We start from the raw sequence: 12,925 nt of genomic DNA on the forward strand, positions 1-12,925 counted from the left end.
CAAAAATGAATCCCTATTAAATTAAGCAAATCTAAACCATACATTTCCGTTTTAGTTAGTAATTTCAATTAGTTAGTTTTGTTTAAGCAGAGAGAGTCCTAAACTACAGTTTAGGACTTTCTTCTTTCATGGTATTCTTTAATAACTCGTTTAGATGAGACTATTTGTTTTAACCTTTAGTTTTGATAAGTATAACCTGATATTACAACTTCACTACTTTTAAAGTATGCTGCTTTCCAGATTCATGTATTGCTTTTACTAAATAAAGACTTGGTGATAAATTAGATATATCGAAAGACTGACCTTTGTAAAACGAACCTTTGTACGATTTTATAAGCTTTCCGGTAATATTATAAATATGTAATGCTTCAATATTTTGATTGATCGAAAACGTGTTCTTCACAGGATTAGGAAGTAGTTTTAAATCATTGCTTTCTTCAAATCTGTTTACAGATAGTGTTGAACCTTTATTACCATAAATTCTAAACTCACCTGGTGATAAATTGATGGAGCTTGTACTACCGTCAATAGTTGTGCTACCAGAATTATCCATTAAATCATACCAAATTCCAGAATAAGGGAAACTCGGGTTTACATTTTGATTGGTAACGGAAAAGTTGGCGATTATAATAACGTTTTTAAGCTCAGAACCATTGGTGTTTTCATTACCCGTATAAATACTTATTCTAGGTGTTTGTGTACCAGAACTTATATTATAGTTACCTTCAAAAACGGCTTCGTTGATTTTAAGATCGTTTAATCTAGCCCAATCATTATAAATTTTGTTTCTGTTGCCATTGGCTAGCCAATTGTTTACCCATTGGGGTTGAGGTTTGGTGTCTAGTTTGCAATCACCATCGTTATTGCCATCGTAATCGGAGTTTATAGTACCATTGGAGCACATCCATATGGAGTTTTCCATACCCAGGTCGGCAAAATGCCATAACATTTTAGGTCCCGGTATAGGAATGGTTACCGCACCTAGTGCAGACATTCTTTTTAAAGCAGTATTTAAATCCCTTACGTTGTGGGATGGGGTTGTGTTAACTCCAAAAGCGATCATCTCATACATAATTCTGTCCTTGTCATGACTTTCGGGATACCCAAGACTTCTCTTTTCAGTAAAACCGTGAGCCGTATGTCCCATGCGATCAAAATTTATATCGTTCGATTGTCCTTGGGCTAAATTCTTATAAGGTGTCCACATTTCGCTCCACATCATGACGCCTTTCGGAACAACATCACCAATTCTGTAATTAGCCCATTCCTGTTCTTCATTATCGGCTCCCAAATGCTCAAAAATAACATAATGGGTTTCGTCTAAACTCCAGGAATAATCGGCATATTCTTTTAAAATAGCTACGCGATCTGCTTGATAACTATTGGTACAACTTTCATCGCTAGACGAGCAGTTTTGTGTAAATCCTTTAGTGAGATCCCAACGGAATCCATCAATTTTAAATTCTTCAATCCAATGTTTAACAACACGTTTTGTGTATACATTAGTAAGAGAATTAGAATGATCGAAATCCGATCCAACATTATAGGAATGTTTTGGAGTTTGGTTAAAATATGGATTTTCAGAACTGGGTTCTCCCCAGCCATCAGCATCAGCATCGTTCATCCATAAACGCACCATCGGGTTTCTGCCAAAAGCGTGGTTTAAAGCAATATCCAGAATAACTGCAATACCGTTTTGGTGGCAAACATCAATAAGCTCCTTAAACTTATCTTCGGTACCATAAAACTTGTCTAAAGCCATATGGAAAGCCGTATTGTAGCCCCAACTTTCGTTACCCTCGAATTCCATAACAGGCATTAATTCGATGGCATTAATGTTTAAGTTTTTAAAATAATCGATTTTATCAATAATGTCCTGAAAGTTTCTATCGGCGTCAAAATCCCGAATAAGTACTTCATAAATAATAAGATCCTCTTTTTTAGGTTTCGTAAAGTTAGTGACCTGCCAGTTGTATGGTGTTTGGTTGGTTTGTAATACGGTAACTTCGCGTTCTTGACCTGTTGGATATGTTGGTAAGTTTGGATAGGTGCTTGACGGAATAGAAGGATCATCGAAGGGGGATAGTACCAATGTAGAATATGGATCTGCAGTTTTAACTAAAGCAGGGGAATTTGCAATAGGATTTTTATCATAAACCCAATATTGATACGTATAAATTTGATTGGCAGTTAGTCCGGTTAATTCTAACCAAAATTTGTCAGAAGTCGGATCCTTTTTCATAAAATAAGCATCAGTAGGAGCATAATTATTAAAACTACCAGCTAGTTGTACAAAGTCTTTTCCAGGAGCATTAAGTACTAGTGTTGCTTTGGTAGGATCTGTAGTATTGTAGTTTATGCCTTCTACCAATCCGTTTGGAATTGCTTCTTGAATAACGGTTGGAACAACAACAACATCAAAAGAAACTTCTCCTATATCTGGTGCAGATAAAGGAGAGCCTTCTATTCTTATGCTCCCATTGGATGTTATATTGTTTATTGTTCCTTGATAGGTAGTGAATCCATTACCACTGGTTTCTAAATTATTGTTTAAATAGTATTTAAAGTTGCCTGGCTCTAAGTTGCCTTGATACGTTAAATTGGATTTAATTGTTAAACTTTCGCCAGATTCTAATACAACAGGAGTATGTGCTGGTTCTACTATATTTATTATAACAATACCAACTGGAAAAATAAAATCTTGACAGTTGTTTGCTTTTAACTCTTGTGAACCATCAGCATTTCTAAAAACCATGCCTATTTGAGTTGCGTTAGCTGCTTGAGTAGCATTTAATCCGTAATACGTTTCTGGAGTAATAGTAATACTCCATGTGCCATCATTATTGTTGGTCATTTCTCCAATACCATCATCTACGCCCCAATTACCTATAGTACTAAAACCAAAAGCATTTGAATTATCTCCTATTCCAGAGTGCATGTAAACTTTAGTGGGGGTACTTAAACCGTTGCAATTTGTATCGGTACTACTTAAATCTACAGTAATCGTGATGGATTCATTAATTTCAAAAGCACTTGGATTAATAGTTACCTGAGCGTTTAAAACAAAAGATGTAAGTATGAATAAAGAATGTATAATTTTTTTCATAACTAGATTATTTAAAAAGAGGCTGTTTGAAAAGGTGTTATTCAGAGTGCCCACCTGCCGGACGGGCAGGTTCATTACCCTCAAAATGACAGTTTTAAAACTTTTGAGACAGTCTCTTTTTATTTAGGGTTTTATAAAAGAATAGCAATCCGCTTAATATCTTAAAATTAAGGGTGAAATATCAGTCTGAGTACCTGTCTTCGAGATGGACTTTATTGAAATATATTTGGATTACCGATAATAAATTCTTTACATCTTTATTCTCCAAATAGACCTGTCAGGTTTTTAAAACCTAACAGGTCTCAGTCATCTAATAAATAGACATAATTAAGATCGTTTGATGGTATTCTAAAAAGAATTACCTCAAATCGATAATCTTGTTTACAGTGTCTACTGATAAGTAATAGTTTCCAGGTGTACCAGTAAAACTAAAATTATTATCGCCATCCATGGCATCAACTAAATCAGGATGTATGGTATAACCATCACCTGAATAGAAAGGATAATTTTGACCAGAACCCCAATCGCCTTCAGTTAGGAAGAAACGAAATGCGTCATTAACCAGATTAATGCTTGCGCCGTAATAACCATCTGTACAAGTAAATTCTACAGGAGTATCCCAGCCCCATCCGGCATCTTCGGCTCCAGCACCTACAACCCATACAGAATCACAATTAGACTCTTCTGCTTGTGGAATATCTAATGTAATGGTTTTGTTTACGGTATCTACAGTCATTAAATATTTACCCGGTGTACCAGTAAAACTAAAGTTATTATCGCCATCCATGGCATCGACTAAATCAGGATCAATGGTGTAACCTTCTGAAACATAATATGGGTAGTTTTGCCCTGAACCCCAATCACCTTCTGTTAAGAAGAAACGAAATGCGTCATTAACTAAATTAATATTTGTTATATAAACATCATCAAAGCAAAGGAATTCTACAGGAGTATCCCAGCCCCATCCAGCATCAACAGCTCCAGCACCAACGACCCAAATTGAAGGACAGTTAGGTATAGGACCGCCAGTATTAACAATTTCTTGCAATTCTATATTTAAAGTCTGAATAGCGGAATAAGATTCTAAACTTCCTTGGCCAATAAATGCCTTAATTCTAAAATATAACTGTCCGATATTAGGCTCATCAGAATCAGGATCGTTATCCAATCCGGCTAGGGCAGCTAAATCAAGCATTTGTTTTATAGTAACAGGAAGTTCGTTATTGGTTGTGGTTCCTAAATTATATTTTGCATAATCCTCATTGTTATCATCATCTATATAATCGCTAAAGTCTGCCATTGTAGCGGCTTCCAAACTATAACTAACTTCGGTTGGAACATCAAAATCGGCATTACTCCAAGTAAAACGTTCGGCCAAATTACTATTCAAACTAGAATTTAATACGTAGTTGTTCAAGAAAGTAGTATTAAAAACCAAACCTTCTGCTTCACTAGCGGTAAACACCAATTCGTCATCATCGTTACACGAATTGAATCCTATAAGAGCTATTATTAATAGTGTTAGAATTTTTATATTTTTCATTATAATTATCTTTAAAGTTAGTTGTTAGAATCCCGGATTTTGGGTTAAATTCGGGTTTGCTTGTAGTGCAGCTAATGGTATGGGGAATAGTTTGTAAGTATCTGGTATTGATGCGCCCGAAGCCGAATTTCCTTTCCATGGCCAGACATAGCTGCCACCAGTAAACATTCCAAAACGAATCAAGTCGCTTCTTCTATGTCCTTCAAGGTTTAATTCTCTTCCTCGTTCATCAATAATAAAATCTAATGTTAATTGGGTTTGCGTAATCGTGTCGGCGTTAGAACGTGTTCTTACGTTGTTAACGTATTGTAAGGCCGTATTTGCATCGCCACCCGAAGCTCCTCTTAGTACACATTCTGCATACATTAAATAAGCATCTGCCAATCTGAACAAAGGAAAATCGGTGCTGGAAAAAGCAGTTGCAGTAGAGCCGCTATTAAAGTTGGAGTTTCTAAATTTAGTAGACGGATACCCATCTGTCCATTCCCTATAATCATCCATTTCATAATTATGGCCAGTAGTCCAAAATAAACTGGCCCTAACATCTGTCGATGTGCCTAGGTCGCCAAATAAGCCATACCAGCCTTTGGATGCTCTATGACCTGTCCAACCATCTGTTGCTCCAAAATCGGCAGGAGTCATAGTTTCGGTACTTAAGCTACCATTTACGATATAAGTTGTATTACCATAACTTTGGCTATCATTGGCATCTGCAATTAAAGGAAAGATAATCTCTGTTGAGGTATGATTATCTCCAGAAAAATTACTAACAAAGTCTTGAGCCAGGCTGTAACCACCGTCATTAATAACTTTATTAATCATAACTAAAGCATCGTCGTATCTGGATGTGCCTACGTAAACATCTGCATTCATATATAGCTTGGCCAATAGCATCTGCCCGGCAGCTTTTGAAGCTCTTCCATAAGAATTCGTTGCTGGCAAATCGGCTTCTACCTCAATAAGCTCTGTTTCTGTAAAAGCAAATAGTTCTGCTCTGGATGATTCTGGTAATGGCGAGGAGTTTCCAAAGTTTTCTTCGGTAGCCAAAACACCTTTTCCAAAAGTATCTATTAAATAGTAATAGGCTAAAGCTCTTAAGAATCTTACTTCTGCAATTACCGACTCTTTGTTTTCAACATCTATATTGCCAATTACAGCAAGCAAATTATTACATTGTGGAATTGTGAAGTATATTCTGTTAAATAGATATCTAAAGAATTTATTGTTCTCATCCCAATCTGAAGTTGTTGTTAATTGATCTAATCCGTCGTCTCCCCATCGGTTTTTCATACCGTCTGCGGTGAAATCTTGAAGGTTAACAATACCTCTTAAGAAAGGTGACTCTCCTGCATTATCGCTAATGTCTGATTTGTCTGGACCTTCAACACCAGACAGCGCAAAAGACGCATAAAGTCTGGATACGATACCTTCAACAGCATTTGGGTCCTGAGATAATAATTCTTCGAGGGACAACTCTACCAGTGGGCTTGTTTCTAAGTCTGAAGTACAACTAAAATTGCACATAAGCGTAAGACCCAGTAAAATATTTAATATTATATTTTTCATCTTTATTTTTTTAAAAATCAACGTTTACACCAAAAGAGTAGACTCTTGGTCTTGGATAAAAATTATCATCAATGGCATCAAAGTTTTCTGGATCTTGACCAGAATAATTTGTAACTAAAAATGCATTGTTTACCGCAGCGTATAACTTTAATCTTGTGTTCTTCAAAATTTCGTTGAAAGTATATCCTAAAACAATGTTTTCACATCTTAAAAAGGCTGCATTTTCCAAGTAATAATCAGAGAATGGAATGTTTCCTCTTCTGTTGGTAAAATTAGGGTCGGCAGCACCTGAAAAGAAGTTTAAGGTATTGTTTAAATTTTGAGTATTATTTGGCAAGGCAGCTTCGGTATATCCTCGGCTTAATCGTCTGGCATTATACATTTTCCCATCCAATTGACCTCTAAAACTTGAGCTTAGATCCCAGTTTTTATAATTAAAATTGAATCCGAATCCGAATGTCCAATTTGGTCTTAATGGTACATTATACCTATCGTCATTGTCTATAATTCCATCGTTATTGCGATCTACAAAAGCATCTAAAATAGGTCTTCCGTTAGCATCGTAAATCTGTTTAAATACCCAGGCTGCATAGGCTTCATGACCTACAACATGACGTGCTAAGTTAACACCTGTTCCAGTTGGTATACCAGAGTCTGGAGCAGTTATATCTGTAACCTCGTTAAGGTTTACTACTTCTGTTTTACTATAGGCAATATTTCCATTAAAGCTAAGGTTAATAGTTTCGTTTTGAATAGGGTTAAGGTTAAGGTTTAGCTCGAACCCTTCACTTTCTGTCTCCCCAATATTTTGTGGAAATACATTTGTTAATCCTTGACCCGGACCTACTGGGGCTTCAACTAATAAATCGTTAGTTTCTCTTTTAAAAATATCGAATGAACCGGATATGATGCTGTTTTTGAAGAAGTTAAAATCTATTCCGGCATTATAAGTTGTTGTTTTCTCCCAAGTTAAATCGTTATTAAAAGGTTCTGCATTATAAATAGCGGCACCTGGTAAGTACTGACTGGAACTTAAACCTGCTCTAAATAGAGGTGTTGAAGGGTAAAACCCAGCAATTCCTGTAATATCCTGTTGTCCTGTTTTACCCCAGCCAATTCTAATTTTTATGTCGTTTATAAAATCAAGATCTTTTAGGAAAGCTTCTTCTTTAAGCTTCCATGCTAAAGCTGCAGCAGGAAAATAACCCCATCGTTTATCTTTTCTGAATAAAGAAGATCCATCTGCTCTAAACGATACCGTTACCAAATACTTGTTGTATAAGTTAATATTGGAACGCGCAAAGAAAGATTGCAGATTTAATTCATTAAAATATCTATTGTTTGGGTTCGCCGGATTTGGAGTTAATTCACGAATACCAGTATCTGTGTTATATCTGTATTCTTCTTTATTACCATCATTTTTAAAATTTTGGTAACCGTAACCCGCTTGAATATCAAAGTTATTTATAAAATAATCATCAAACTCTTTTCTGTATGCCAGATAAGCTTCCATGGTGGTATTAGTGATATGCTGATTTTCTCTAAAATTTACTCCGGGGTTAAATACATAATTGTAAATATTACTATTAGGATCGGAATTTGTATTGTCCAGCCTATAGGTGGCAAGGGCATTATCTGAGAAAGTTTCCTCTATTTCTGCCTTCGATGCTTCTAAACCTAAATTTAAAACAGCTCTTAGTTCTGGAAGAAAGTGCATTTTATAGTCAAATTCAACATTCCCTAAAACTTTATCAACTTTCTCAGGCCTTCTGCGTTGCAGTAATAAAGCAACAGGGTTACTGGAACCGTCTATGTTTTGTTGATCATTTAGATTGGTGTAAAAACCACCAAAAGGGGAATTGCTATCAAAAATGGGTTTTGTGGGATCAAAATTAACAGCACCGCCTAAAGCACCATCATTATCAATATTGTTTTTGTCGACAAAAATTGATTTTACATTAACATCGACCTTTAGATGATCTTCAAAAAACTTAGGTGTTAATTTTAATGACGCTGTGGTTCTTTTATAATCATTAGTTTTTAAAACCCCCTCAGTTTCATTATATCCAACAGAGGCTCTAAATGGAATCTTTTTAAAAAGATTTGCTCTGGCACTAAAATTATAATCTTGAGACATACTGGTTCTAAAAATAGCATCTTGCCAGTCTGAGTTATAAATGTCCCTTCCGTTAATGTTTTGTACAACAGCTTCATTTGTACTTACAGAACCTGCTGGAACTCCCAATTGATTGGTTTCTTGTGGGTAAGTTGTTGTAATAAAATCTACAAATTCATTACCATCAAATAAATCAATCTTATCGCTTACTTTGCTTGTAGAGATATTTGAAGAGAAATTAAATTTCACATCACCAGAGGTTCCTTTTTTTGTTGTAATGATAATAACACCATTGGATGCTCTTGATCCGTAAATAGCTGTTGCCGATGCATCTTTTAAAATACTGAAACTTTCAATATCGTTTGGATTTACAAGTGTTAATGGATTGTTTACCCCAGCAGGGTTGGAGTTATCTACTGCAATTCCGTCAATAACAATTAACGGATTACTATTGGCAGATAAAGACGCCCCGCCTCTAATTCTAATGTTTGGTTTTGCATCTGGTGCACCACCAGCAGTTGTGATTCTTACACCGGGAGCTTTACCATTTAGTAATTGGTCTGCAGATACTACTGTACCTTTGTTAAACTCTTTAGAAGATACTACATCTACAGAACCCGTTAAGTCTTCTTTTTTAACACTACCATATCCAATAATAACTATTTCGTCTAATTGGTCTGTATCTTCAGACAGTTGAACATTTAATGTAGATTGGCCTGAAAATGTTATTTCTACAGTTTGATAGCCTATATAGGAGAATACAATTATATCTCCATTATTGGCTTTAATCTGGAAGTTTCCATCAAAATCTGTAGTAGTTCCATTCGTGGTGCCTTTTATAACAACATTAACACCAGGTAGGGGAATGGAATTAGATTGTTCTGTTACTGTTCCTTTTATAGCATTCTGTCCAAATAAAAATACAGGTAGAATTAGCATAAAAAACAATAATCGCTTAGTCGTCGTTTTCATACATTTTTGTTAAATTAATGTGTTGTTTAGTTAGTTTATATTTTCACTCCTCACCTCAAAACTATGTAAAGAAATTGTAAAGAAGGAACTATAAATTACGAAATTCGTAACGAAAACGTTTTCGTGTTGACAACTTTTCAGTATTTGTTGCTTTAAAATGTAAAAATTCATAATTTAGACCTTGAAAAGCCGTAATGCTTTATTGAAACCGACTGAAACTGTTCTACTTACAGAAATAGGAAAATTATGAAAAGGAAAATTACTTTAAAACAAATTGCCCGAGAATTAGATGTTTCAATTTCTACGGTTTCAAAAGCCCTTAGCAATAGCAAAGAAATTAGTGAAGATACTACTCAAAAAATTCAGGCATTTGCTAAACTTTATAACTACAAGCCTAATAATATTGCACTTAGTTTAAAAAACAGAAAAACTAAGACCATAGGTATATTAATCCCGGAAATTGTTCACCATTTCTTTTCAACTGTAATTCGAGGTATTGAACTTATAGCGAATAGAAGGGGGTATAATGTTATTGTGGGGTTGTCTAACGAGTCTTTTACCAAGGAGATTATTAATATGGAAATGCTTGCTACTGGTAGTATTGATGGGTTTATTCTTTCTATTTCCAAAGAGACGTTGCTTAAGCAGGATTACCATCATTTTAATGCAACTATAGATCAGGGAATGCCTATTGTTATGTTTGATAGGGTTGTAAGTGAAGTAGAGTGCGATAAGGTGATCGTTGATGATTTTAACGGAGCGGTTAAGGCAGTAAAAAAACTGATTGATAATGGTTGTAAAAATATAGGGCTTATTACTACTATGGACTATGTAAGCGTTGGAAGACTGAGAACCCAAGGGTATTTGGAAGCCTTGCAGAGTAATTGTGTAGAAGCAAATTCTAACCTAATTTTAAAGATTGATGATAGCCTGGATGTAGAAAACCATCTGGAGATTTTAGAAAATGAAATGGGACAGTTTTTTAAAATGAACGGTAACATCGATGGTATTTTTGCTGTAAATGAATTATACGCGGTAACGGCTATGAAAGTAGCCAGAAAGTTAGGATTAAGTATTCCTGACGATATTCAAGTTATAGGTTTTACAGACGGTGTGCTCTCAAAACATGCCACTCCCAGTTTAACAACCGTGAGCCAACACGGGCAAAAAATGGGCGAACAGGCGGCGAATTTATTAATCGATAGATTGGAGGCTTTAGATGCTGAAGGTGACCAGTATTTCACGAATAATGAGAGAAAGTCTGACTTTATAAAAATGGTTATAGAGACCGAAATTATTGAAAGAGAATCAACTAAATAAAAGAAATATATTAGGAAAAACTAAAATCTTTTATATCTTTGACCCGAAATCAAAACTTATATTTTCACTTCTCATCATAAGTTTTGATAAGTTTACCGCTTATCAAATAGTATTAATTTAAACATACTATTTAATGGAAAAGCGTAGATTAAGTTTCTGGCAAATCTGGAATATGAGTTTCGGATTTCTGGGAATCCAAATGGGGTTTGCCCTTCAAAATGCCAATGCGAGTCGCGTCCTTCAAATATTTGGAGCAGACGTTCATCAGTTATCATGGTTTTGGATCATAGCACCTTTAATGGGCTTAATTGTCCAACCAATTATAGGGTACTATAGCGATAAAACCTGGGGACGATTTGGCAGAAGAAAACCGTACTTTTTACTAGGAGCTATTCTGGCCTCTGTTGGTTTGGTATTAATGCCACAGGCAGATATGTTTATTGCATTTCTCCCTCCATTATGGGTAGGAGCAGGTATGCTAATGATTATGGATGCCTCTTTTAATATTGCCATGGAGCCTTTTCGTGCTCTGGTTGGAGATAACTTAAGAACAGACCAACGTACTCAGGGTTTTAGTGTACAGACAGCCTTAATAGGTTTTGGAGCTGTTATTGGTTCTTGGTTGCCCTATGTTTTAACTAATTGGTTGGGAATATCTAACCAAGCTGCTGAAGGAACGGTTCCCTTAAACTTGATCTTATCTTTTATTATAGGTGCTTTTATTTTAATAGTATCCATTTTAGTAACGGTATTAACAACTAAAGAATATACTCCAGAAGAATTAGCAAGCTTTGAGGATAAAGAAGAACCTGCTAGAGAAAAAGACAGTGAGGAAAAAAAATCCAGTTTGTTGGATATTTTTGATGACTTCAGGAAAATGCCCGAAACGATGCGGCAACTAAGTTGGGTGCAATTCTTTTCGTGGTTCGGACTTTTTGGCCTGTGGGTATTTGCTACACCAGCCATAGCACAACATACGTATGGATTGTCGTATACAGACAGTAGTAGTTCGACCTACCAGAACGCTGGTGATTGGGTTGGCGTATTATTTGGTGTTTACAATTTTGTGTCTGCATTTTATGCATTTGCCTTACCATATATTGCAAAGAAAATAGGTAGAAAGAAGACCCATGCTTTATCCCTTGTTATTGGCGGATTGGGTTTACTTTCAATTTACATCATGCCAGATAAAAACTGGCTGATAATTTCTATGGTAGCTGTTGGTATTGCCTGGGCTAGTATATTGGCCATGCCTTACGCCATTTTAGCTGGATCGATTTCTCCAAAAAAGATGGGCGTTTATATGGGAATCTTCAATTTCTTTATTGTTATACCTCAAATCATCAATGCTTTAATTGGTGGTCCTTTAGTAAAATATGCCTATGGCAACCATGCCATTTTTGCATTGGTAACCAGCGGTGTAAGCTTTTTAATTGCGGCAGCATTGGTTTCGAAAGTGAAGGATGTTGACGATGTAATACAATAGAAATTTCATGAACACAATAGGAGTTATATTCGACCTGGACGGGGTTATAGTCGATACTGCCAAGTATCATTATCTGGCATGGAAAAAACTTGCCGATACGTTAAGTTTTGAGTTTACCGAAGCACATAACGAATTACTTAAAGGTGTTAGTCGTGTGCGATCGTTGGAAATACTTTTAAACATTGGTAATGTAAGCATATCTGAAGAAAAAAAGCAGGCGTTTCTAACGAGCAAGAATGAAGATTATTTAGGGTATATCCAGAAAATGAATGCAGACGAAATTCTTCCCGGAGTGCATGATCTTTTGGGAAAACTAGATCGTGCCGGTATTAAGTATGCACTTGGCTCTGCAAGTAAAAATGCGCCTTTAATTTTAAAACAAGTAGGCTTATTGGAAAGGTTTGAAGCTATAGTAGATGGTAACGATGTGACTAAGGCAAAGCCAGACCCTGAGGTTTTTTTAATAGCAGCGAAGAAACTCAATCTATCCTCCGAAAAATGTATTGTTTTTGAAGATGCTATAGCTGGCATTGAAGCAGCAAATAAAGCAAACATGGTATCGGTAGGTATAGGGGATAAGGACACACTTAGTGAAGCCGATTTTAATTTTAACGATTTAACCGAAATACCAGACAATTTTATTGAAGAATTAATAAAAGAAACAGAGAACATAGAGTAAAGAGAAGATAAAAAGCTTTGGAAAGTAAGCTTTTATTGGAAAGGATTGTCACCTATTCTCTTAAAATAGAATTAATAAGAAAATAGTGCTAATTAGAAGGTTGGTCTAACAACAACGTGGTCTAAAGTCTATTTTAT

At 35.6% G+C, this 12,925-nt stretch carries 7 protein-coding genes; 3 read left to right on the forward strand and 4 right to left on the reverse strand.

Annotated elements, in window-relative coordinates; translation table 11 throughout:
• Positions 1 to 202: 202 nt before the first annotated feature.
• The 4 genes from C1H87_RS19130 to C1H87_RS19145 form a co-directional block, all read right to left on the reverse strand.
• The gene (locus C1H87_RS19130; protein ID WP_102757358.1) at positions 203 to 3,106 is read right to left on the reverse strand and encodes an alpha-amylase family glycosyl hydrolase; all 2,904 of its coding nucleotides are present in this window, start codon (positions 3,104 to 3,106) and stop codon (positions 203 to 205) included.
• Positions 3,107 to 3,464: 358 nt separating this feature from the next.
• On the reverse strand, positions 3,465 to 4,649 hold the full coding sequence (locus C1H87_RS19135) for a SusE domain-containing protein (protein ID WP_102757359.1): 1,185 nt from the start codon (positions 4,647 to 4,649) through the stop codon (positions 3,465 to 3,467).
• A 24-nt stretch (positions 4,650 to 4,673) separates the two neighbouring features.
• Complete coding sequence (locus tag C1H87_RS19140; protein WP_102758331.1) at positions 4,674 to 6,215, reverse strand: RagB/SusD family nutrient uptake outer membrane protein; 1,542 nt, start codon at positions 6,213 to 6,215, stop codon at positions 4,674 to 4,676.
• Positions 6,216 to 6,225: 10 nt separating this feature from the next.
• Positions 6,226 to 9,303 (reverse strand): SusC/RagA family TonB-linked outer membrane protein, encoded by a 3,078-nt coding sequence (locus C1H87_RS19145; RefSeq protein WP_102757360.1) that lies wholly within the window; start codon positions 9,301 to 9,303, stop codon positions 6,226 to 6,228.
• A 246-nt stretch (positions 9,304 to 9,549) separates the two neighbouring features.
• Between C1H87_RS19145 and C1H87_RS19150 the strand changes: the two genes are divergently transcribed.
• The 3 genes from C1H87_RS19150 (at position 9,550) to pgmB (ending at position 12,788) form a co-directional block, all read left to right on the forward strand.
• Positions 9,550 to 10,623 (forward strand): LacI family DNA-binding transcriptional regulator, encoded by a 1,074-nt coding sequence (locus C1H87_RS19150; protein ID WP_102757361.1) that lies wholly within the window; start codon positions 9,550 to 9,552, stop codon positions 10,621 to 10,623.
• A gap of 133 nt (positions 10,624 to 10,756) precedes the next feature.
• Positions 10,757 to 12,109, forward strand: coding sequence for an MFS transporter (locus C1H87_RS19155; protein ID WP_102757362.1), 1,353 nt, complete (start codon positions 10,757 to 10,759; stop codon positions 12,107 to 12,109).
• Between the two features lie 7 nt (positions 12,110 to 12,116).
• Complete coding sequence (pgmB, locus tag C1H87_RS19160; protein ID WP_102757363.1) at positions 12,117 to 12,788, forward strand: beta-phosphoglucomutase; 672 nt, start codon at positions 12,117 to 12,119, stop codon at positions 12,786 to 12,788.
• The last annotated feature ends 137 nt before the right edge of the window (positions 12,789 to 12,925 follow it).

Source organism: Flavivirga eckloniae (assembly GCF_002886045.1).
Classification (GTDB): Bacteria; Bacteroidota; Bacteroidia; order Flavobacteriales; family Flavobacteriaceae; genus Flavivirga; species Flavivirga eckloniae.